Raw genomic sequence first — 23,457 nt, forward strand, 5'->3', positions numbered from 1 at the left:
CTTATTAAAACTCTTAAATTCAGTAATAGGCAAGCCCCAACTCTCCAGTTTTGAGGGAAATACAAGTCCATCCATCTCCTTATAATATTCATAAACTTGGGCTCTAGATAGAAGGCCAATGAATTTTAGACCTTCAAGATATTTATATTTATTAATAATATAGGACGCATATGAGTTCAAATTTTCATCTAATGTGAGATAAATAATTAATCTATTCTGATATTCTTTTGGCAATATACTATAGGCTTCACATATAACCTCAAAATTTTTAAAAGACCTTGGAAAGCTTGGAAAGAAAATTTTTTTTATTTCACTTTTTATACTTGTCTGTTTATTGTCACCAAGTGGTACATTGGTGATTTTTGGATATGCGACTATTATTTTATCTAAATTGAATCTATTTTTAAATTTTTCCCTTAACCATTCTTGTTGGACAATTACGCCTTTATTTTTTCTAATGTTTATTTTATACAGGTAAATATAAAGAAGGCTAAATAGTGATGCTCGACTACCATAACGCCAATCTTTCCATGTAGGAGTATAATAGGGTGTAGCATTATGGCAATATACGTATTGATTTTCACAAATAATATTAGGAGTGATATCATGCATGGATATCCAATAATCCGGTTTTATTTTTTTAGAAAATTTTTTAAAATAGATGTACTCATAATATATACGATTTAACCAATTCTTTTTTGACTTAGGAAATTCATAATATTCAATATTATCAATATTAAATAATTGACTAGAATTTACAAGTGCTATAATTTTTAAAGAACCATTATTAAACCCAGACAATTCCTTTAAAAAATCTTTCATTATTGATAGTGGACCAGCATCAATGATATTTATACCAGAAATCACAAATATTTTTTGTTTTTTCATATTCCTAAATTATCCTTTATTAGAAGGTCTGCTTTCTTTTTAGTTTGATAAAATACCATTAGCATTAAAATGAAACCTAACATTGTATAATGACCTTGCCGTAATAATCGTAAAATTATCAAAATGAAAATCCCATTGTTTATTATCCATAGATTTTGATATAAATCTTTTGCTTTTGGAATAAATCTCATTTTATTACTATATATAAAATAAAATACTACCAATAAACCCATTAATCCAATTTCTACACTTAGTCTAAAAAAAAGGCTATTGGCATCTTGCCGATTTATACTAAAATTATCTCTCCAATTACTTTTTGGAATGACCTTTTTCAAATAATTGTCATAATTTAATTCATATGTTCCCAATCCAGAACCAAAAAATGGGTTCTTTTTAAAAGATGCTTCGGTTATTTTATAATTGCTATAAAGAGCATACGTGCTTAAATTAGTTTTTGAAATTTCTTTGGAGGTAACATTCTCGGAAGAAAAGAGCTTATAAGTTTCGTTTACCCTCATATTTACCGCAGGAATATGGTAAATAAATAATCCACTAATTATAAATGCAATAAAAGTAGATGTTAGTAAAACAGGTTTTTTATGAAGGGGATAAACAGTTATCCCAATTAATATTAAACTAAGCAGCAATCCAAAAAGACCAATAGAAGATTTAGTCATTATTAAGACAAATATAATAAACACCCCTCTACGAAATGATATTAAATTTCCTATTCCAAAAATTTTTGCTACGCTAATAAATACTACAGGGATAAAAGCATATGCCATAAATGAGGGCTCATAAAACCAAGAATGAAAACGACCCCTGGAAGCATTAAGTAATATGCCTCCGGTATCAAATCCCAAATATGAATAATCAATAAAGGGATTGAAATTAATTTTCATTCCGATATATTGAACAATTACCAATACAGCGGCTATGGTGACTATCCATATATAATCCTTAAAAAACTTTATTACATTGAAGCTATAACTTTTAAGAAACAAAAAGCTAAAAATAAAAGTTATTGTAATAAGTGTTAATTGTTTTAAAACAAGCGAAAAAGATATTGCAGTTAAAATTGTTATAAGTAAAAACAGGAATGATAATATTAATAGGATGAATATTTCTTTTATAGGTATTGATATTTTTTTAGTTTTAAATAAATAAAGTATTATAAACAAAAGCATGACCAGATAATTAAGCCTAAATTCAAATCCTATGTTGAAGGGCAGGAAAATATTATCCCAAAGAATAAAAAGTAAAATTATTCTGTTTAAAGTCATTGTCTATTTTAAAGAATCTAACAGAAATTTTCGTGAATTCTCCACAAGACTATCTATTTCTGATTGGATTTTTTCATATCCCATCTCCTTTAAATGATTTAAAGGATTAAAATCTTCCAGTTTATTTATAAATCTGTCTTCAAGACCAATACTTGAAAGTAATGTTAATTGCCTTCGGTTCAAATCTTTCATTGTTTGTCTGCCAAAAACAGTGAAATTCCTTTTCAAAATAATTGAAAAAGCGGTTCCGTGGAAAGAATTGGTACAAACATAAGTCGCTTTAGAAAACAGACCTAACCATTTTGACGGATGAATATTGGTATAACTAATAGAATCTATTCCTGTATGATAATGACCTAAATTGATTACACGTATACCCAAATTTTCCTGTACTAATTTCACATACTTTCTAAATATATTACTGTTTTCTGTAGTATATACGACCATGTAGGGCTCTTTTGGCACTAAAGTTAAATCGAGCACTTCGGAATAATCACTTAAAATTAAGGTTGGGTCAAGAACGACTTCTGGCTCTAATTTATTCTCGGTTATATCTTCTACTTCATTTTTAGCAAAATCTTCTCTTACCGAAATTTTATGAAACGTAGCAAGTCTACTAGCAATATCTTCCTTATGGTCTAAATTAAACTTAGTGTGGCCAATACTTGCAGCGTAAGCTATTTTTCTACCACTTAAAGGAACAAAATCTAAGAAATATCCTGGATCAATCTTATCATTTGTTAACTTCGCATTCCATACTTGATCACTCCCACACACAAATGCATCTCTCGATATATTGAAATGTTTTTTCAATCCCTTTTCTGAATAGAAAATCTTATCGGTAAGATTAAAATGTTTTTTTCTGAATTTATAAAAATTAATGTTCATAACTATTTTCCTATAGGTTTTCGTGAAACCTTTTGCGGGCCTATATGTTTGAAAAACAAAGTAATATGGTCTATAATCAATTATTTTGGCATCAAATCCCTGATTAATCAAATACTTTGATAATGCATAAGCTTGTAAAACGGCACCATAATTTAGAACATGATGAAAATTAATTATATATACTTTCATAATATCACTTTTGTTTATACTATTACAACTTCTTTCTCCAAAATAATATCAAATTTAGAAAGAACTCCTTTTTCAACTTTATCTGCCAAATTAAGAATATCATTACTCGTGGCTTTTCCATAGTTGACAATCGTTAACGGTAAGTGTTTCAATGTGGCAGCATCCCCAATCCTTTCGCCGCTTAAACCACACTGATCAATAAGCCAGGCGGCCGAAACTTTCATGTAACCCTCAACATAAGGAAACAAAATTACATTTGGGTAATCTCGTTTTAATTTTTCAGATTTTTCTATGGTAATAATTGGGTTTTTAAAAAAGCTTCCTACATTTCCAAGTTTTTCAATATCAGGTAATTTTGATGTTCTTGTTTTAATAACAATACGTCTTTTCAAATCTAAAGATAATAGTCCTGAATCTTCCAATAAGTTCTTTAAAAACCTATAATCTAAAATAGATTTTTTACCAACTGATTTAATATTTACACTTCGGCTTAAATGGTGAATGAATTCCTTCCAAAAAAAGTATTGCTTTTTAAATCCATTGCCTTTATACGAATTAATTTTGGCTTGATATTTCGATATTTTGGAAAGTTTGTACACGATAGAAGTAATAAGCACCCTGTTCTTATATGAATCAGTTTTGAATATAGAATTTCTATATTCAAATTTACAATCTGAATTATGAAGTATTATTTCTTTATTTTCATATAAATCAAATGCCTTTACGTATATAATCAAATCCTTTGCCTCTGTTCCATAGGCTCCGGCATTTTGTACTGCGGTCGCACCAACATTCCCAGGGATAAGAGACATGTTTTCGGTACCATAATATCTATTTTTTACACAATATTTGACAAATGTATCCCAGTTCACGCCTGATCCAACTTCAATAAATATTTCAATATCATTTTCTTCTATCTTTTTGATAAAGTCAATATTTGGATGAAGCACCAATCCAGAATAATTCTTTGAGAAAAGAATATTACTGCCACCTCCTAATATTAGGATTTCATTCAAATCAATTTTGGGATCTTGTATAAAATCTTTAAGTTCATCTATATTTGTAAAGGAAAAATATCTATCTGCTTTTACATCAAGTCCAAAGGTATTTAGCGATTTTAAACTAAAATCATGTTTTATCATTTTTATCATTAATTTTTTTTAAATTATAATAAATATTTAATAGACCATGAGTCAAACTCTTGCTTTGAATAAAAAATATATAGCGATATCTTTTTATAAAATAATGTATTATATATGATGAAATGCCATACGCTAAAAGGGATGCAAATACAGCTCCCATAATCCCATATTTTGGAATCCAAAATATATTTAAAACAATATTTAAAATCCCACCGGAAATACTTTTTAAATATGCAATTTGATGTGTGTTATCTATAATCATTATTTGTGCTGAAACAGCACCCATTGCTATTAAAACTCCCTGCCATGCAAAAACTTTCATGATAGCTATGGATTCATAATATTTAGGCCCGTAAACTATTTGTATAATTATTGGAGAAAGCAGCATTATTATAAAACTAAGAACAATACTTCCCCAAATAATATAATCTGAAAATATCTGTAATCTAATTTTATAATCTTCTGCATTTTTTATAATCTTCATTTGTATTAAATATGGACTAACTGCCTCTGTAATCACGATAGGGATAAATACAATTAAACTAATTATCGAAACTGAAGCACTATATTGACCTACCGAGTACTCGTCTAAGATTTGTTTAATCATTATTTTATCGAACTGTTGAAAAACTACGAGCGCCAAACTAGAGATGACAAGAGGGAAAGAATTTTTGATTAAACCCCAACTAAAATCCCGACTAAATTTCCATTCAAATAAATTCTTATAAATCAGTTGGTAAAAAAATAAAAATAAAATAGAAACTAAAAAGACATCAAAGATCCTCAACAAAATGAATAATAAAACTGAGCCTTTACCAAATCCAAAAAGCAAAGCTAATATAATTACTACAATGCCTACGGTAGTTTCAATCTTAAATATTATATTGTTTTTAAGCTTTGCAATAAATAAAGCTCTTAAAAATCTTAGAGTTTGAAAAAAATAACTTATCCCGAATAGTAAAATAAACCATTGTAAATTTTTGTCCGATTCGAATACGTAAACTAACATTGTTAAGGAAATGTAGCCTAATATCGAAAACATAATACAAGATATAAAAGTCGAGCCTAAGATTAATTCTGTTTTAGCATTTTGCTCAGAAATTTCTCTAATTAGTATATTGTGAAACCTAAACTCTGCAAGTACGGATAGCAATGTTACAAAACTTATTACATAATTGTAGGATCCGAAATCTTCGGGGCCCAAACTTCTTGCTACAATTACTCCAATAACTACAAGTTTAACACCTGAGATTAATTTAGACACTACTGCCCAAAATGTATTAGCAAACTTCTTGCTTTTCCAAATATTATTAATAAATATACTGTTCAACTTATTTAATGAAATTAAAATTTATAAAAGAAAATTACTACTTAAAGTAATTATTAACCACTAAATAAGTCAGAAATAATTTTCGACAAATCTGTACTTAAAAGATATGGATCATATTTTTCATTTATTTTAATCCTGAAATAAATATTGGAATCTGGTTCATTTATTATATAATTATTGATTCTGAAATATTTTTTCAACTCCTTTCCGTGAAATATCTTGAAGTTTTTTCCGGTTGATAATTTTATTTGTTCAATTTCTATTGGCGTTTCATTGTTATTAGCTCCAAGGTCAATTCTTAATTTTAAAGGATAAGTTCTATTAGGTAATTTAAAAACAATATGTTGAAAATCTTCATTTCCTGTTATTGTTGATTTTATTTTATTTTTTGCGGTATAATTGTCTTTAATGTTTTCGGCAAAAAATATTTCAAATATATCATCCTCAAGAATCTTTATTTTTAATATAACCTCCAAATAATTATTAATCATTTCCGTATCATTTTGCATCTTTCTGTTTTTATTTATATTCTTACAGCCAAGAACCAAAATAATTATAGATATAAAAACTATTTTTTTCATATTTCTTTAAGTAAGAATTTCTTTAAACTATAATGCCAATTGCGAGTATTTATGTCAATTATTTGTTTTATTTTTATATTGTTCATCACACTAAAAGCGGGCCTCTTCGCTGGTGTCGGATATGTTTCCGATGGAATCGGATTTACTTTTATGGTCATCCCTTTCATCTCAAATATAGCTTTTGCAAAATCATACCAACTTATAGCCCCTTCGTTACTATAATGGTAGATTCCATAAGTGGTTACTTTAGAACGGATAATTTTCATAATCGCTTCGGCTAAATCTCCAGCATAGGTAGGCGTACCCACTTGATCGTTTACTACGTTAATTTCGTTCCTTTCCGAACCTAGGCGCAACATGGTCTTTATAAAATTATGCCCATATTTAGAATACACCCAAGAGGTACGTATGATAAAATAATCCTCCAACATTTCTTGAACATACTGCTCTCCTTTTAATTTAGATGCTCCATACACATTTATGGGGTTTGGAATATCTTCCTCTGTATAAGGTGTTGTTTTGGTGCCATCAAATACAAAATCCGTAGAGATGTGTATCAAGATTGTATTGGTAGTTTTGCAGGCTTCTGCCAAATACCGCACAGCTTCAGCATTCACTAGAAATGCCTTTTCCTGATCCGTTTCTGCCTTGTCCACTGAAGTATAAGCCGCACAATTAACGCAAAAGTCGAACTTTTCTTGAGCAAATAGACGTTCAATCTCCTTTTTTTTAGTAACATTTAATTTTATGGAAGTTTTAAAATGGAAATCATATTCTTGGTAGGACTTCGCAACATCCTGTAGACATCTTCCCAATTGTCCGTTGGCCCCTGTGATTAACAGTTTCAATTTTTTGTTTTTCACTTTCCCCATTAAAAAAGTGCATTTTCTAAAACAGGCAGCTCCAAATCCTTTTTGGAGACTTTAATTTCATCAACTGCTAATTGCCAATCTATGCTCAAACCTGGATCATTATAGATAATTCCTCCTTCCGAATCTTTGTTATAAAAATTATCACATTTATAAAAGAATTCAGCTGTATCACTTAGAACCGAAAAACCATGTCCGAAGCCTCTTGGAATAAAAAGTTGAATTTTATTTTCGGCTGATAATTCTTGGGTCACATACTGTCCGAATGTGGGAGAGTTTTTTCTTAAGTCTACGGCGACATCCAATACCCTTCCACTTAGGACACGCACCAATTTAGCCTGTGCAAATTCGCCTGTTTGATAATGTATGGCCCGTATCACTCCCCTATATGAATAAGATTGATTGTCTTGTACAAAGTTTATATTTTTTCCTATGGCTTCGTTCAGTTTTTTGGTATTAAAGCTTTCATAAAAAAAACCTCTATCATCTTCAAATACTGCCGGTTCTATAATAAAACAGCCTTTTAGCTTCGTCTCTGTAACTTTCATTAATCCTTATTCAATATTCCCAACAAATTTTTTCCGTAACCACTTTTCATTAGAGGTTCTGCCAAGGTTTTAAACTGATCCTTGCTAATATAACCCATTTCATACGCAGCTCCTTCTATGGCGCCTATTTTAAGTCCCTGTCGCTCTTCTATGACCTCCACAAACTGACTGGCTTGCATCAAGGAGGCAAAAGTACCAGTATCTAACCAAGCAGTTCCCCTATCCAAAATACTTACATTTAATTTATTGCGTTTTAGGTATTCTTTATTTACGTCGGTGATTTCAATTTCTCCTCGGTGACTAGGTGCAATATTTTTAGCTATCTCTACTACATCGTTGTCATAAAAATAAATTCCGGGTACCGCGTAGTTGGATTTAGGGTCTTCTGGTTTTTCCTCTATACTTATGGCCTTTCCTTCCTTATTGAATTCCACCACTCCATAGCGTTCTGGATCATGAACACGGTAGGCATAGATAATTCCACCTTCTGGATCGTTATTGGCCTGTAGTAATTTTGCCAAGCCGGAGCCATAGAAAATATTATCGCCCAATATCAGTGCTACTTTATCTTTTCCAATAAATTTTTCTCCGATAATAAATGCTTCTGCAAGCCCATTTGGTTCTGCTTGTACGGCATATTCAAAACTACAGCCATATTTTTTGCCATCCCCTAATAGTTCCTCAAATAAAGGCAGGTCCTTGGGAGTGGAAATAATCAATATTTCCCTAATACCTGCATACATTAAAGTAGACAGTGGATAATAAATCATAGGCTTGTCATAGATGGGCATCAGTTGTTTGCTTACCGACAAGGTGAGAGGGTGTAAACGAGTTCCAGAGCCTCCTGCGAGAATTATTCCTTTCATAATTGTAGTTAGGTTGTTATCCAGTTATCTTGTAAACGAGTTTCATTTTGATTTCTTCTTAACTAAGTAACTTCATCACTTCATCACTTCGTAACTGAGTTATGCGGTTATCGAGTTATCCAGTTCAATTTTTCTTTACTGTGAAACCCAATCGCATTATTTATACTGCCTCTCATAATACTCCCGATAATCCCCGGAGGTTACATGGGCCAACCATTCTTCATTGGCCAAATACCAGTCAATGGTCCTTGCCAAACCTTCTTCAAAGGTAACGGATGGTTCCCAACCCAATTCGGTATTAATTTTAGTGGCATCTATGGCATAACGCAGGTCGTGCCCTGGCCTGTCTTTGACGTACGTAATTAGTTTTTCACTTTCGCCCGTGGATCTTCCCAATTTTTCGTCCATTTGTTGGCAAAGTAATTTTACAAGGTCTATGTTCTTCCATTCATTGAATCCTCCAATATTATAGGTTTCTGCATTTATCCCCTTATGGAATAATAGGTCTATGGCCCTTGCATGGTCTTCCACATATAACCAATCCCTGGTATAATTTCCATCCCCATATACCGGCAAGGGTTTATTGTGAATAATGTTATTTATGAATAGGGGAATTAATTTTTCCGGAAAGTGGTTGGGACCGTAATTGTTGGAACAATTACTGATTACATACGGCAAGCCATAGGTTTCGCCATAGGCCCTTACAAAATGGTCGGAACTGGCTTTGGATGCCGAATAGGGGGAGTTGGGGTCGTAGGCCGTGGTTTCCGTAAACAATCCTGTTTTCCCTAAGGAACCATAGACCTCATCGGTACTTACATGATAAAACCGTTTGCTATTGTATTTCCCTTTCCATAACTGTTTAAAGGCATTTAACAGGTTTACGGTACCTATTACATTGGTTTTTACAAAAGCCAATGGATCGGTTATAGATCTGTCTACATGGGATTCCGCGGCCAAATGGATTACACCGTCAAATGTGTACTTTAAGAAAAGGGAATCAATACATTCGGCATTCGTAATATCCCCTTTTATAAACGTATAATTTTTAGCATCTTCAATATCCCTAAGATTCTCCAAATTGCCAGCATAGGTCAGGGCATCCAAATTAAAGATGTGATAATTGGGATATGCGTTTACTAGTCTTCTGACAACATGGGAACCAATAAACCCGGCCCCACCCGTAATCAATATTTTCATGTTCTATTCTTTTTTATAGTTCTTTAAATACTTATTTAAATCCAACATGCTCAAAACCAACAACGCAATCCCGATAAATCCTAGTGGGATCCAAAATTTATAACTGCTCAATATTCCTTTTACTTCCACCCCCCTTCTAGGGAAAGCTGAGATGACATTTAATATGCTCGACTTATTGGCACGTTCTTCGTTTAAGAGTACCAAGTTCTCTTTTAGTCGATCTACTTGGTTGATCAAGGCCAATTCCTTGTTTTCCTGGCCTTCGCCTTCACCTAGGTTGATATTGGTGCCCTGCATGGGTTTTTCGGCCTCCTTTACCATGACCCGTTTGTACAACTGTTGCAGGGAGTCCACCTCCATTAACTGCTTTTTGTATAGACTGTCCTGCAAATTTATATTTTGGTCACTGATACTCTGCTGCAACTGGAAATACTCATTTCGGGAAATCGAAATAATAATGGAGGGCTGAATCTTTTTGGCCACGGTATTATTGGACGCAGTCACCGAAATGGTATGGAACCTGGCATCCATGGAGTTGAAGTTCTTTAAATAGTTCTCCATGTCGATGGCTTTTTTGGTGGTAGAATCCAGACTGCGCACAAACTTATCGAACAATTGTACCTTCTGGTTTTCATCCGAATAGGACTCCACTACAAATTCTTTCAGCTTTGATGCTTCAGAAACGCTTACATCCAAGGCTTCTGCCAAGGCGGTAGAATCTTCCGCTTCTGCCAACTCATTGTAAAAATTAACGTTGTTGTACAATTGCTGCACACTGTTAAAATTGGGTTCCACTACCATAGTGGAAATATAAATTGGCTCTTTTACCATATCCAAGTAAATACCCAAGGCCAAACCTACCACGGCAGCAACCACAAATTTTATAAAATGCTTTTGTATAAAAAGCAGGAACAGGATAATGATATGGAAAATACTTTTGAAAATATTCCCTATAAAACGGAAAAATTTCTTGAATCCGTTTCCTATTAATTGAAACAGTTGCCCCAAATCTACTTCTTCTGAAGAAGATGGACTGCTATTTGTTGGTTGTTGATTAGCCATAAACTAGGAATTAAATATTTGTGTTAGTATTTTGTCCGTAATTAAATAAGTGGGTTTTACCCCTGTGGTGCCCAAACCCCCGGAGGCTAATGTGCTACCGGTCTCCAAAGGATTATCGGAGGCGTAGTAGGCATAGCGCACTTTAACGTCTTCCCGTATACTTTTTCTTATTTTGGAAGCAGATTGTATGGCCTTCTGATAATGAACCCCCTCCATTTCCAAGCCAATCACATTCCAAGTGGATTCATGGAAGAATTTTAAGATGTCCCTATTTTGCAATGAAGTTCCCAATACCGTTACCATAGCTCCTTGCAAAACCTTAAGTCCGTTGCCTTCAAAATCCTCTTTTTTTAATTCATTGTTAAAAGGATAATTATCGGCCGTGCCCTCAAAAATATGGGCATCCGGAATCATGATGTCCCCTTTCCCCCCTTCCAGAATACCTGCCTTTCCCATGATATTTATCGATGCCACATTCAAAAATACCTCTTGGTTTTTTTTGATTCGATAAGGCTTTAACAATTCATCTATGGTTTCATAGGCCTGCTCCCCAAAAGCATAATCCATTACAAAGATAACTGGTTTTTCATTTTCCGAAGGGTTTGTTGGCCATTGGTAACAACAGGCGTCTTTCCCCAATTTGGCCATGTCAAAAATTTGTACATCTATATTGGTGCCGGAAACGTCATCAATGGCGATCATCCCGTTCTTTTTGGCTTGGGCAATTACCTTTTCCCTTAAACTGAAATTTTTGGGGATGCTCAAAGCTTCGTAAATTTCCAATTTTGTTTTGCCCGCAAAGGTTTTGGACAATGCTTTTTTGGCGAACAATGAATTCATTACACTGTGCATATTGGCACTAATAATATGGATGGGACGTTCCAATAGACCATGCTCTTGCATTACTTCCTTAATTTTATTTGCCCAGCGCTCCCCATGAATATGATGCCCCAAACGCTCCCGTAACATGGGACTGAAGGTAATGGCCCTTTTGTTCCCTGTGGTTTCTTCTTCAATGGCCAATTTGCCCAACCAAAAGACAATTTTTAAAAAACGTTCTGGCTCGGAAGTAGTCGATAATTTATGGTGGACTCCCATGACCTCAATGAACGGCCTTCCCAAAATATTGGCCACATGGATTAGAGCCACTTCCCTTTCCCTTTGGCCAAGTTCCTCTTTAATGACCGCTTCTTCCAATTTTACCCAATCCCTAATTGTTTTATCCGAATCTTCTAGGAGGACTTTTTTACTAATTTTTTCCGATTCAATGAACAAAAAAGTGAGATGGGTTAGAATATCGTATATATCGGATCTGCCACGGGTGATCTCAATGTTCATCTGTTCCTCGTCTATCCTGTAACAGTTTCTTCTTCTTTTAGGCGGGATTATTGGCTTAAATTGGGACCCGGCATAACCTTCATCGGAAGTGAGGTTAATAAACCTGCACTGTTCTATGCCTTCCGGTAATCTTTCCAATACATACATCAGCCCATTAAGCTCTGCTTTTTCCTCGGCAACGGAACCGTATATTTCCGGGCGCAGTTGCAAAAGGGATTGTCTTAAGGTGGCTCCGGAAACACCAGACGGCTTGTAAAATCCACGGTTAAAAAGATGTCGCATTGTTATGTACAAGCGTTCAATGGCATTGGTGGAATCTTGTGCCCTAGTCGTGTTAACGGATTTGCTCATAAGCAGATTTCGTGCAAAACTACAATTTATATTGTTTATTTTAATTTCTAGGATTTTTTTCTACAATCCTTCAATTGAAGATACAGAAAAGCTGACCCTTACTTCATTTGCTCCTAAAAAGAAAACAAAATCCACCTTCCCTAGCCAAGGAAGGAGTCCACATGGCAGTTTTTGTTAACGAGTTTCATTTTGTTTTCTTCATAACTAGTAACTCCATCAGTTCGTAACTGAGTTATGTTGTTATCTAGTTATGCTGTTATCGAGTTTTCTTTTGTTTTCTTCATCAATATGTAACTCCATCACTTCGCTACCAAGTAGCTCACTTGAACCGTATTAAGTTCAAAACAGTAGGAAACTATACCATAAATTTCCTCAAGGCATCGGCTACTTGCCGGTCATTGGACAAACGCTGCACTTTGTTCTGACCTCCCAGCCTTCCGATAGACTTCATATATTCTTGGAACCCGTCTTTTTTTATCGGCGTAATTTTTAAAGTTTGAAGAATTTTACCTTCTATTAAATCAAAATAATAGGTATTTTGTTCTTGTAATGTCTTATCCAGAATTTTCACGAATTTTATGATGTCAGATGGGGGATGTTCAAATTCGATCAGCCATTCGTGATAGGGAAGTTCCTTTTCTTCCGGATTAATTTGCGGGGCTACCGTAAATTCGTTTATACGGGCATCGGTACCTTCTATGGCCCGTTTCATGGCTTCTTCTACCTCTTTGCCTATTACATGCTCCCCAAAGGCAGAGATAAAATGTTTAATTCTTCCGGAAACAATTATTTTATAAGGCTTCAATGAAATAAACTGAATGGTATCCCCTATATTATATCCCCATAGACCGGCATTGGTAGATATGATCATGACGTAATTTACTCCCATCTCTACATCTATAAGGGTAATTCGCTTGGGGCTTTCACTAAAGAACTCATCTGCCCTGACAAATTCATAAAAGATGCCGGAATTCAATAATAAGAGCATTCCTTTTTCCTTTTGTGAATTTTGATAGGCAAAGAAACCTTCACTGGCCGGGAAGAGTTCTATACTATCTACTCTTCGCCCTATGAGATTTTCAAATTTGGCCCTATAGGGCTCGTAGTTTACCCCACCATAAATGAAGAGTTGAAGATTTTTGAACAGATCTCCTATTTTTTTGTCGGTCCTAATGTTCAGCTTTTCAAAATACATTTGAACCCAGGAAGGGATTCCTGCTATGACCGTCATGTTCTCGTTCACCGTTTCCTCCACAATTTTATTTACCTTGGTGTCCCAATCCTCCAAACAATTGGTCTCCCAGCTTGGCAATCGGTTTTTTTGGAGGTAATTGGGAACATAGTGGGCGGAGATCCCGGATAATCTTCCAATTTTAATCCCATTTTTTTCTTTCATTTCGGGACTTCCCTGAAGAAAAATCATTTTTCCGTTCACAAAATCTGCATTTCCGGTTTCATGAATATAATTCAAAATGGCGTTTCGGGAGGCCTCCACCTGGTATTTAATGGATTCGTGGGTAATGGGAATGTATTTAACACCAGAGGTGGTCCCGGAAGTTTTGGCAAAATAGGCAGGTTTGCCCGGCCACAATACATCTCTCTGGCCGGCTACCACCTTCTCCACATATCCCTTTAATTCTTCATAGTCCCTTATAGGCACGTTTTCAACAAATTGGGAATGGGTTTTTATCTGCGAAAAATTATGGTCCTTGCCAAAGTCGGTGTATTGGGCAATGGATATCAAGGATTGGAATACCTCTTCCTGGGTTTGATGGGGATTATTTACCCATTTGGCAGTTTTCTTCGCGATTTTCTTGGCAAATATTTTTGCTGCAAATGATTTTAAACTCATTGGTAATTATTTAAAATCTATAAAATTTAGCGGATCTATCGGGCTACCATTGCTCCATAGCTCAAAGTGAAGGTGCGGTCCTGTGGTCAATTCCCCAGTATTCCCTACAGAAGCAATTACCTCTCCGGATCGTACCACATCGCCCTGTCCTTTGTTTAAGGACCCATTGTGCTTGTAAACGCTTATTAGGCCGTCCATATGCTCTAAGATGATTACATATCCTGTTTCTGCCGTCCATTCGGCAAAGATTACGGTGCCGTTGGCTACTGCTTTAATGGGACTGTCCGTGGGAGCAACAATATCTACGGCAAAGTGCTCGTTTTCGGCATCAAATTCCTGTGATATAGTGCCGGATAAGGGAGAAAAAAGGACCTGTCCTGTACTATTGATATTTCTTTCGAACAAGTTGTATTTATCCTCCAACGCTACCTGGGCCCTCAGTAAGGAATCCTCCTTGGTGGGGGTTAGATCTATGGTGGAAGGGTCCAATGTGTATTGGTCGAACAGGGAATCCCTATTAATTTCATTATTTTCTATATCGCCCCGAAGTACTTTTCGTATATTATCTAAATACCTATTGGTATAATTTAATGTTGCTACCAATGAATCCGTTCTATAGGTAAGTTCGGTGGCCTGTCGCTTCAGTTTAGTGGAAGAATAGCCTGGAATATATTCCCGCAAGGGGGTAAACGCTATTAATAATATGGTGAACCCGATCAATCCAATAATGAAAAGGGAACCCGTTACAAAAACATTCATTCTGCTAAGTTTAAATGAAATTTTTTCTTCAAAGGTACTTTCATTTAAAATTACCAGACGATATTTATGTAGCAGTTTCTGCTTAATTTCCTTTCTTTTCTTTACCTTTTTAGCCATATTGAACAAAGATAAGCTTAGTATTTCACTTTAATTCCTTTCTTGCAGAATTTGATTTTCCATAATAGTTTCATTGCAAAAATGCCTAAAAGAAAAATAAATTCTAATATTAGAATAATTAAAATATATTATAGCCGTTAAAATTAACAGCAATCTAACATCTTTTTTAGTACATTTGTTGTTCTTAAATTATTATATCATGATAACTTTAAATACATTCTTAGCCATTGGACCAATGCAAATCGCCTTGGTTGTTGCCATTGTCCTACTATTATTTGGAGGAAAAAAAATTCCGGAATTGATGCGTGGACTGGGAAGCGGCATTAAAGAATTTAAAGATGCTTCCAAGGATGAGGATAAATTGGAAGAAAAAAAGGAAAAATAGGTCATTATTTAAATATTTATAAAGAACATCTGCCATTGCGTGGGTGTTTTTTTGTTTAAACAGGGCCACCATTCCCTATAAAAGAAGGTATTGAAGAACCTAATAAGTGCTTGATGTGAGGACCGATATTTCTGCCAAGATGGATAGCTGATCTATGTTGAAAGGAATATTTCTTTTTATAACCACAAAGCACCAATCGAAATATTAATTTTGTTTCCAAGCTATATTTGTAGAAATTGATGGTCATCTATTGTATTTAATATTGCGCCGACAATTGATGAAAATGGAATTGATACAGCACTTACGGCATTATACTCCTATCTGCATTACGGTAATCCTTTCTCCTTTATTGCTGAATAAATTTCTTTAAATGGCCATTACACCAATGAAAAGAAAGTATTCACAACAAATAATTTTTTTGAGGCACTATCCACTTTAGTTTTAGCGTTGAAAATTAAATATATAAGTTATCGGTAATTTCCAAGTAAATAATGAATTTTACCTATGCCATTATATTTTATAAATATTGGACCCTCAAGGTATTGAAGTTTAAATCACTTCATTTAATAAAATAAACATGAAACAACTTCTTACAGCCTGCTTGCTATTCTTTACTTTTATTGGCAGTGCCCAAGGAATTAGTAATAAAGTTGCTTCCAGCATTGACAAGCAGTTTGCGTATGTAGATATAAACACCAATAGGGCATCCAATGTATCTGTTGGTAGGGTTACCCCTGAAATGTTTGGAAAGAGGGCTACGGCAAACCACATTAAAAGCAGAACGTTTAAAAATATTAAAGGGGCCGATGAAGGCTTTTATATCATTGCTGGCGTATTTGCCAATTTGGACAATGCCCAAGATCTGGTACATAAATTAAAGGGAAAGGGTTTTGCTGCGGGAAATATTAGTTATTCAGGGAATGGGCTCAATTATGTTTATTTGAGCAGGTTTGATACATTGGATAACGCTATTGTAGCTTGTAACTCCAAATTGGATGGCAGCTATACCAATCCATTTTGGTTAATGAACATAGATAATGGCGGTAAATCGAAGAAATTGGAAATAAACGGGAACGGCACGGTTTCAAATTTGCCTTTACCCAAAAGCGTATTGGACAGTACTTTGGATCAAGAGGTACGGGATTATCCAAAAACATTTAAAGCTCCTGATCAAGAAGAAAAACCTGGGACGAAGACAAAGAATGCCCCGCCCAAGGTGGGATTATCCGTGGAAGAGGTTACTTATGATATGCTGAGTCCCGTTGGGAAAAATGATCTACCTAAGACAGGGGAAAAGGCAAGTAATACCAATAATAACATCAACGCCAATGCTGCTAGACTTATTAAGAAAGCAGATGAATATTTTAATAAAATGTGGTACGCTGAGGCTGCAGAGCTGTATGAAGAAGCCTTAAAAAAGGATGTCAACAATTATTCCTTAGAAATTCTTCAAAAGGCTGGAGATGCCCACTATTATAATACGAATATGGCGAAAGCCTATTATTATTACAATATCATATTTGAAAGATATGAAGAGGAAGTGTCGGCAGATCAAATTTTTAAATATGCCCATACTTTGAAGGGCAACGGCAAGTATGCCAAGTCCAAGAGAATGATGCGCCTATACGACAAAGAGGTTCAAAAAGGTAATGTAGGCTTTACATCGGATATTAATGCCACCCAAAAAGAAGCCGTCCTGGACAATATTATAAATACGGAACTCAAATACGGCCTTAAAAACCTGGCCATAAACACCAAGTATTCCGAGTTTTCACCCATGTTCTACAACGAGGACGAGATTGTATTTGCATCGGCCAAAGATTCTTCCATTTTTAATACCAGAAGGTATAAATGGAACAATCAACCTTATTTGGACCTATATGTGTCTAAAATAAATAAGGAATCCCAAGACCTTAAGGAGGCAATTAAGTTTTCAAAAAAGATAAATTCCAAGTACCATGAAGCATCGGTAAGCTTTACGCCCGATAATACTACCATGTATTTCACCAGAAATAATTTTGGTAAAAAACTGAGAAGGGACAAGAATGGGATTAACCATTTAAAAATATACACATCCAAAAAAATTGATGGGGAATGGACGGAGGCCGAAGAGGTTCCCTTCAACAGTGATGACTATTCTACGGGACATCCTGCTTTGAGTCCGGATGGGAAAAAACTTTATTTTGTTTCGGATATGCCGGGGACCATAGGGGACACCGATATTTTTGTGGTAGATGTATTGGACAATGGAAGATATTCAGAGCCCAAAAATTTGGGCCCTGGAATAAATACCAAACAGAAGGAAATGTTTCCCTTTATCAATGATGAGAAGTTATATTTCGCTTCCAATGGCCACGTTGGACTTGGGGGACTGGATGTTTACGAAGTTGCTTATGATGGGGAGGGTTTTAAAGAGGTAATCAATATGGGGCAGCCCATAAACAGTAATAAGGACGATTTTTCCTATATCGTTGAAGAAGGGAGCCAAAAAGGATATTTTGCATCCAACAGACGTGGCGGTAAGGGGGATGACGATATTTATTCCTTTGAAAAACTCCAGCTAGAAGAAGTGGTGAAGAATGCCATTTCCGGGGTGGTTACCGAGTTGATTACCGGCGATGTAATGCCCAAGGCCCTGGTTGCCCTCTTGGATGGGAATAATATTAAATTAAAGGAAATGGTTACGGAAGATGACGGTTCCTTTGTCTTTGAAGATTTGGATTCCAATACCAAATACACGATTAAAACAACTAGGAGCGAATTCTTTGAAAATGTGGTTACAGCGGAAACCAAGAAAAATGAGGTGGTAAATGTGGATATTTCCATGAAAAGGCTAAAGGAGCTCATAGTCATAGAAGACGGGATAAAAAAGCTAAAGACCGATATGATTTTCTTCGATTTTGATGCATCCTACATTAGAAAGGATGCATCGCTGGAACTTGATAAATTGGTGGAGGTGATGACCGAGTATAAGGATATGGTGATTAAGATTGAATCCCATACCGATTCCCGGGGGCCGGATGCCTATAATAAATACCTATCGGACAAAAGAGCCAAGTCCACAAGGGCCTATCTTATTTCCAAAGGTATTTCGGCAGACCGTATTGAAAGTGCCATTGGCTACGGGGAGGAACGTTTGATCAATGAATGTGGAAATGGGGTTCGCTGTAGCAGGGAGAAACACGAGCTTAATAGGCGTTCGGAATTTATCATAGTAAAGATGTAATATTTGGACATACACCTTGTCAATAGGGTTATAGGCCGTCTTTCTTTTATGGAATAGGCGATTTATTATGCTTCCAATCCAATAAATATACTGTTTAGTATTGTTATTGATCTACCCAAGTTCCTATCCTGGTGCGAGCGTCATGCTCGTGCCTTTAAATTACGCATCAAAACTTTACTTATTCAGCCCAACAGAAAAAAAGCAGCTTAACATTCGTTGGGAAATCGAAGTATTTTTTGTTCACAGTAGGAGCCTAGCTATCGGCTCACAGACTTATTGCTGAGAATTGTATTAGGGCACGAGCATGACGCTCGCGCCAGCGATTATATTGATGCGTTTTAAGGACATTTGTATTAATTTTCAAGCCGGAATGGGCAAAAAAAAAATAGGGCCTATAAAAGGGCCCCTTTGCAGTTATCTTAATTCATGTCCAAGTAATTATTTTTGGTCCGAGAATTTTACCGTTTTTAAAATGGCTTCCAGTTGGAACATATCGTCCCTTTTTTCTGTAGCCGGAGCAAAAACAAGACCTTCAATGACCACTTTCCTGTTATTTTTGTCATCGTTGATGATATAGGTCAGAAAGGGTCCGGCCATAGGATATCCGCTTATCTCCCATATTCCCCTAACTTCGGCAGCTTTTCTACCAGCAACTTCCACAGGGAAAACATAGGGGGCAAAGGCTTTTTCGGTAATCATATAGGTTATTTTTCCTGGTACATCGGGTCCTGGAATATATCTCTTGCCTATAGAATCCCGCATGGCCACAATATCCTTGACAAAGGTGGAATCGTTTTTAAAATAATCATTGGGAATATCATATGCGATAATATTCATACTCCCTTTTTGAATCTGCCTATCGATCCATATAAAGTTGTTTTCCTGTTTGCCCACCTTATAAATCGAGGGTAGGGACAGGGTAATTCCCAATTTGTCGTTCAAAACCGTTTCCTTGCTAAGTGATTTTAAGAAACGTTTTTGCGATTCTTGTATTTCAACCTCCTTGAATGCCTTGATAATCCCATCGGCTTTGGCATCCAAATTTGAAATAATTTCCTCATCCGTTCTTCCTTTGATGACACCAACTTTTTGGGGAGTGGCATAAACATTTGTTTTAATATGGGCAAGGCTCAACGTATCCTTGGCCACAAAAAGCACCGAACGGGTTTGAATAATGGTACCAGAGAACACTTTTGGGGGCATTTGGTTGATGGTGAATAGGGGTTCTTCCCAAGGAAGGCCCAGAACGGGTGCCGCAAAATGCTGTCTTACATGGTCCCCAACCTGTCCTTGCCATAGTTCGTTCTCTATTACAACGGCCAAAGAATTTATGGCACCCACGGATTCCGGCAGATATTTCTTTTTTTCTTTTTCCCCACAAGAGATAATGATCAAAGAAAGTAATACTACTACTGCACCAATTTTTTTCATATTGTTATTTATTTACGAAGAACAATCGCACAATTTTAACTTTGTGCCCGGTTTTATGTCATTACCACTAATACCGTTCCATTTTCGTAAATTATCTATACTAATTCCAGGATATTTTTTGGAAATAGTCCAGAGGGAGTCCCCACTTTTAACCGTATGTACCTTGACACCCGCCGTCGCCACTGTATTTTCTGAACTTTTAGCTGTGTTTGATGAGCTTATTGATGAAGGAATTTTTCTTGGGTAAATAGTCAATCTTTGCCCTATTCTAAGGTTATTGCTTCGCAGACCGTTCCAATTTTTAATTTGGCTAACACCCACCCCGTATCTTTCTGCAATTTTTCCCAAGAAATCGCCACTACGTACCTTATAGGTTATTTGATCTTGCGATTGTATTATTTGTGGCAAGGGCTCTTCTTTGGATTTCAGTTGATTCTGTACATGGGCATAGATGGCCTCCTCGTTGGCTACAAATTTCCCCAACGCATCCACTGGGAGCCTTAGGGCATAATTTTTGTCCTTGACATAGGGGATTACCTTTAATTTGTATGAAGGATTTAAAAATACCAATTCCTCTTCACTAACGTCTACCAATTCCGAGATTTGATTAAAGGTAATAGTGCTCTTTACATGAACGGTGTCGGTCTCAAAATAGGGACGATCCGTGACCTGCCTTGTAAAACCATGTTCTTCCGCATATTCAAAAATATACATGGTAGCCAAAAATGCAGGTACGTAGCCCGCAGTTTCCCGGGGCAGGTTTCTTCTTATGTTCCAGTAATTTTTATAACCCCCAGATCTTCTTATCGCCTTGTTTACGTTTCCGGGCCCTGAATTATATGCCGCCAGGGCCAAATCCCAATCATTAAAGATATCGTGAAGCTTTTTAAGGTACAAACTTGCCGCTTTGGTTGAATTAATGGGATCGCTTCGCTCATCTACATAACTGCTTACGTCCAAATCGTACATTTTTCCGGTCCCATACATAAATTGCCACAATCCAGTAGCACCTACTCTAGAACGTGCCCTCGGATTAAGTGCAGATTCCACAATGGCCAAATATTTAAGTTCCAAGGGTACATCTTGATTGTCCAATTCCTGTTCGAACAAGGGGAAATAAAACTGGCTAATGGTCAACATTCTGCTCATCATATCCCGTTTACGGGTAAGAAAGTAGCGTATTACATTTTCCAGAGAGGGGTTGTAGACAATATTAAAGGGCGTTTTTTGATTTAGGAGCTTCAATCTGGCCTTTAAGGTGTCCGTGTCTACATTGAAGTGATATACAGAATCTATTTCCAGGGTAGTAATGTCCTGATAAATGGAATCGAATAAGGAGGAGCTGTCGTATAGTTCCTTCATCCAGAGGCTATCGAATTTTGCAGTTTCCGGACGATCCTTTAAATTGTACTTTTTTTGACCTTTCACCAAAAGCAATGGATTGTCCTGAATCCCATCCTTGGCCTCCATTGTTTCCATCTGCTCGACACCTTCCATATCCATGGCGGCAGTATCCACTACAATTTCTTTTGATTTTAAGATTTTATGATCCTGCTTTGCAGTGGGTATGGAATCAAATTCCTGTGCTACGCCTGTAACCCAGAAACCCATAGACAAGACGCCCAATAAGATATATTTGGAAGTATTCATAAGGTTTGTTTTTTTAAGCGGGGCAGACTAAAATCGTGATTTTTTTCTGAACTTTAAAATTTAATTTTTAAAAGTAGATCAAAAACCGTAAGACCCTTTTTAAATAACGGTGTATTTAAGCCAATATTGCTGCTATACCAGGAAGGGTTTTACCTTCTAGGCTTTCCAACATGGCCCCTCCCCCTGTAGACACATAACTTACCTTGTCCTCAAAACCAAACTGCTTTACCGCGGCCACAGAATCTCCGCCACCCACCAATGAAAACGCACCTTTTTTGGTTGCTTCATCAATGAAATTACCAATGGCAATGGTGCCCTTGGCAAAGCTTTCCATTTCAAAAACCCCTATTGGACCATTCCATAGAATGGTTTTCGATTTCAAGATTACTTCCTTGAATATTTCCAAGGTTTTTGGGCCTGCGTCCAAACCTTGCCAGCCATCAGGGATCTCGTTGGAGTTGACCACCTTGGTTTTGGCACTGTTGTTAAAGTCGTCCGCAGCCAAAACGTCTAAAGGAATATGGACTTCTACTCCTTTTTGCTTGGCCTTTTCAAGGATTTCCAAGGCCAATTCCATTTTATCGTCCTCACAGATAGAATCTCCTACCTTTCCTCCTTTGGCCTTAACAAAGGTGTAGGTCATTCCACCACCAATAATCAGATGATCTACTTTATCAAGTATGTTTTCGATGATCGTAATTTTGGAAGATACCTTTGCCCCTCCCAAAATAGCGGTCACTGGCTTTTCCCCAGTTCTCATTACTTTTTCTATGGCTTCAATTTCTTTGGACAACAAAAATCCAAAACATTTTTTGTCAGGAAAAAATTGCGCCACTATCGTGGTCGAGGCATGGGCCCTATGGGCAGTTCCAAAGGCATCATTTACATAAATATCCCCTAATTCGGATAATTTTTCCGCGAAGTTTTTATCCCCTTTTTCCTCTTCAGCATGAAATCGAAGGTTTTCCAATAAAAGAACTTCCCCACTTTTTAATTCGGCAACCGCTTTTTCAGCTATGGGACCAATGCTTTCAGTAGAGAATTTTACCGTTACACCAAGTACTTCGGATACCTTGTTGCAGATGTGTTTTAGGGATAGATCTGGATTTGCTTTTCCATCCGGCCTTCCCAAATGGCTCATTAGTACGGCACTTCCGCCATCTTCCAATATTTTTATTATAGTGGGTTTTGCCGCTTCGATCCTATTGGCGTCGGTTACCTTAAAGTCCGCGTCCAATGGAACATTAAAATCTACCCTTATTAATGCTTTTTTACCTTTAAAATTATAATCGTTGATGGTTTTCATTTGCCATTTATTTTTAGAGAGTGACAAATGTAAAGATTTATGGGTAGTGTATAAAGAGACTATTCCATTTATTTGCGTGGCTTATTGTTCAATGTTGATTATAAAATTGCAATTGGTTGCAAGTCAGACAGCATGTGGACTTGTGTTTTGAAAAGAATAGATGGTTGTCCTTAAAATTTCCAGACATCCGGAAGCA

General features: G+C 36.0%; 19 protein-coding genes. 2 read left to right on the forward strand and 17 right to left on the reverse strand.

Going from position 1 to position 23,457, the window contains the following annotated elements:
* From D0S24_RS00005 to D0S24_RS00070, 14 genes are all read right to left on the reverse strand, one after another.
* Positions 1-888: glycosyltransferase (locus D0S24_RS00005; protein ID WP_147321411.1), on the reverse strand; the 888-nt coding region annotated here is incomplete at its 3' end.
* Complete coding sequence (locus tag D0S24_RS00010; RefSeq protein WP_117017813.1) at positions 885-2,171, reverse strand: O-antigen ligase family protein; 1,287 nt, start codon at positions 2,169-2,171, stop codon at positions 885-887. The genes D0S24_RS00010 and D0S24_RS00005, both read right to left, overlap by 4 nt.
* 3 nt (positions 2,172-2,174) lie before the next feature.
* Positions 2,175-3,248 (reverse strand): polysaccharide pyruvyl transferase family protein, encoded by a 1,074-nt coding sequence (locus D0S24_RS00015; RefSeq protein ID WP_117017814.1) that lies wholly within the window; start codon positions 3,246-3,248, stop codon positions 2,175-2,177.
* A gap of 14 nt (positions 3,249-3,262) precedes the next feature.
* Positions 3,263-4,399 carry a UDP-N-acetylmuramate dehydrogenase gene (murB, locus tag D0S24_RS00020; protein ID WP_117017815.1) on the reverse strand — a complete coding sequence of 379 codons (1,137 nt, stop codon included), beginning with the start codon at positions 4,397-4,399 and terminating at the stop codon, positions 3,263-3,265.
* A complete protein-coding gene (locus D0S24_RS00025; protein ID WP_117017816.1) occupies positions 4,377-5,720 on the reverse strand; it encodes a flippase in 1,344 nt (447 codons plus the stop codon). Before D0S24_RS00025 ends, murB begins: the two co-directional genes overlap by 23 nt.
* Before the next feature lie 53 nt (positions 5,721-5,773).
* The gene (locus tag D0S24_RS00030; RefSeq protein ID WP_117017817.1) at positions 5,774-6,301 is read right to left on the reverse strand and encodes a hypothetical protein; all 528 of its coding nucleotides are present in this window, start codon (positions 6,299-6,301) and stop codon (positions 5,774-5,776) included.
* The gene (rfbD, locus tag D0S24_RS00035) at positions 6,298-7,149 is read right to left on the reverse strand and encodes a dTDP-4-dehydrorhamnose reductase (RefSeq protein WP_251795663.1); all 852 of its coding nucleotides are present in this window, start codon (positions 7,147-7,149) and stop codon (positions 6,298-6,300) included. The genes D0S24_RS00030 and rfbD overlap by 4 nt, the downstream gene beginning before the upstream one ends.
* Before the next feature lie 23 nt (positions 7,150-7,172).
* Entirely contained in the window at positions 7,173-7,718 is a 546-nt protein-coding gene (gene rfbC / locus D0S24_RS00040; protein WP_117017819.1) for a dTDP-4-dehydrorhamnose 3,5-epimerase, read from the reverse strand.
* Entirely contained in the window at positions 7,718-8,584 is an 867-nt protein-coding gene (gene rfbA, locus D0S24_RS00045; protein WP_117017820.1) for a glucose-1-phosphate thymidylyltransferase RfbA, read from the reverse strand. Before rfbA ends, rfbC begins: the two co-directional genes overlap by 1 nt.
* A 156-nt stretch (positions 8,585-8,740) precedes the next feature.
* Positions 8,741-9,784 (reverse strand): dTDP-glucose 4,6-dehydratase, encoded by a 1,044-nt coding sequence (rfbB, locus tag D0S24_RS00050; RefSeq protein WP_117017821.1) that lies wholly within the window; start codon positions 9,782-9,784, stop codon positions 8,741-8,743.
* A 3-nt stretch (positions 9,785-9,787) separates the two neighbouring features.
* On the reverse strand, positions 9,788-10,846 hold the full coding sequence (locus D0S24_RS00055) for a hypothetical protein (RefSeq protein ID WP_117017822.1): 1,059 nt from the start codon (positions 10,844-10,846) through the stop codon (positions 9,788-9,790).
* A gap of 3 nt (positions 10,847-10,849) precedes the next feature.
* Entirely contained in the window at positions 10,850-12,535 is a 1,686-nt protein-coding gene (locus tag D0S24_RS00060; protein WP_117017823.1) for a DUF6909 family protein, read from the reverse strand.
* A 355-nt stretch (positions 12,536-12,890) separates the two neighbouring features.
* On the reverse strand, positions 12,891-14,387 hold the full coding sequence (locus D0S24_RS00065) for a GH3 auxin-responsive promoter family protein (protein WP_117017824.1): 1,497 nt from the start codon (positions 14,385-14,387) through the stop codon (positions 12,891-12,893).
* A 6-nt stretch (positions 14,388-14,393) separates the two neighbouring features.
* A complete protein-coding gene (locus D0S24_RS00070; protein WP_117017825.1) occupies positions 14,394-15,263 on the reverse strand; it encodes a M23 family metallopeptidase in 870 nt (289 codons plus the stop codon).
* Between the two features lie 199 nt (positions 15,264-15,462).
* Between D0S24_RS00070 and D0S24_RS00075 the strand changes: the two genes are divergently transcribed.
* Entirely contained in the window at positions 15,463-15,648 is a 186-nt protein-coding gene (locus D0S24_RS00075) for a twin-arginine translocase TatA/TatE family subunit (RefSeq protein WP_117017826.1), read from the forward strand.
* 577 nt (positions 15,649-16,225) lie between these two features.
* The gene (locus D0S24_RS00080; protein ID WP_117017827.1) at positions 16,226-18,874 is read left to right on the forward strand and encodes an OmpA family protein; all 2,649 of its coding nucleotides are present in this window, start codon (positions 16,226-16,228) and stop codon (positions 18,872-18,874) included.
* 438 nt (positions 18,875-19,312) lie between these two features.
* Here the strand turns inward: D0S24_RS00080 and D0S24_RS00085 are convergent, their stop codons facing one another.
* From D0S24_RS00085 to D0S24_RS00095, 3 genes are all read right to left on the reverse strand, one after another.
* Positions 19,313-20,305, reverse strand: a complete 993-nt coding sequence (locus D0S24_RS00085; protein WP_117017828.1) for a DUF4837 family protein — start codon at positions 20,303-20,305, stop codon at positions 19,313-19,315.
* Between the two features lie 12 nt (positions 20,306-20,317).
* Positions 20,318-21,955: a lytic transglycosylase domain-containing protein gene (locus tag D0S24_RS00090; RefSeq protein ID WP_251795664.1), complete on the reverse strand. Its 1,638-nt coding sequence runs from the start codon at positions 21,953-21,955 to the stop codon at positions 20,318-20,320.
* A gap of 115 nt (positions 21,956-22,070) precedes the next feature.
* Positions 22,071-23,261, reverse strand: coding sequence for a phosphoglycerate kinase (locus D0S24_RS00095; protein WP_117017829.1), 1,191 nt, complete (start codon positions 23,259-23,261; stop codon positions 22,071-22,073).
* Between the last annotated feature and the right edge of the window lie 196 nt (positions 23,262-23,457).

This window comes from Arenibacter sp. P308M17 (genome assembly GCF_003426735.1).
In the GTDB taxonomy this organism is placed as follows: domain Bacteria; phylum Bacteroidota; class Bacteroidia; order Flavobacteriales; family Flavobacteriaceae; genus Arenibacter.

Bases quoted from the DNA above. Each gene is read 5' to 3' on its own strand.
- D0S24_RS00090 (WP_251795664.1), bottom strand. From the start codon at position 21,955: ATGAATACTTCCAAATATATCTTATTGGGCGTCTTGTCTATGGGTTTC.
- D0S24_RS00065 (WP_117017824.1), bottom strand. From the start codon at position 14,387: ATGAGTTTAAAATCATTTGCAGCAAAAATATTTGCCAAGAAAATCGCG.
- D0S24_RS00055 (WP_117017822.1), bottom strand. From the start codon at position 10,846: ATGGCTAATCAACAACCAACAAATAGCAGTCCATCTTCTTCAGAAGAA.
- D0S24_RS00095 (WP_117017829.1), bottom strand. From the start codon at position 23,261: ATGAAAACCATCAACGATTATAATTTTAAAGGTAAAAAAGCATTAATA.
- rfbB (WP_117017821.1), bottom strand. From the start codon at position 9,784: ATGAAAATATTGATTACGGGTGGGGCCGGGTTTATTGGTTCCCATGTT.
- D0S24_RS00075 (WP_117017826.1), top strand. From the start codon at position 15,463: ATGATAACTTTAAATACATTCTTAGCCATTGGACCAATGCAAATCGCC.
- D0S24_RS00010 (WP_117017813.1), bottom strand. From the start codon at position 2,171: ATGACTTTAAACAGAATAATTTTACTTTTTATTCTTTGGGATAATATT.
- D0S24_RS00015 (WP_117017814.1), bottom strand. From the start codon at position 3,248: ATGAAAGTATATATAATTAATTTTCATCATGTTCTAAATTATGGTGCC.
- murB (WP_117017815.1), bottom strand. From the start codon at position 4,399: ATGATAAAAATGATAAAACATGATTTTAGTTTAAAATCGCTAAATACC.
- D0S24_RS00030 (WP_117017817.1), bottom strand. From the start codon at position 6,301: ATGAAAAAAATAGTTTTTATATCTATAATTATTTTGGTTCTTGGCTGT.
- D0S24_RS00070 (WP_117017825.1), bottom strand. From the start codon at position 15,263: ATGGCTAAAAAGGTAAAGAAAAGAAAGGAAATTAAGCAGAAACTGCTA.
- D0S24_RS00080 (WP_117017827.1), top strand. From the start codon at position 16,226: ATGAAACAACTTCTTACAGCCTGCTTGCTATTCTTTACTTTTATTGGC.
- rfbA (WP_117017820.1), bottom strand. From the start codon at position 8,584: ATGAAAGGAATAATTCTCGCAGGAGGCTCTGGAACTCGTTTACACCCT.
- rfbC (WP_117017819.1), bottom strand. From the start codon at position 7,718: ATGAAAGTTACAGAGACGAAGCTAAAAGGCTGTTTTATTATAGAACCG.
- D0S24_RS00060 (WP_117017823.1), bottom strand. From the start codon at position 12,535: ATGAGCAAATCCGTTAACACGACTAGGGCACAAGATTCCACCAATGCC.
- D0S24_RS00085 (WP_117017828.1), bottom strand. From the start codon at position 20,305: ATGAAAAAAATTGGTGCAGTAGTAGTATTACTTTCTTTGATCATTATC.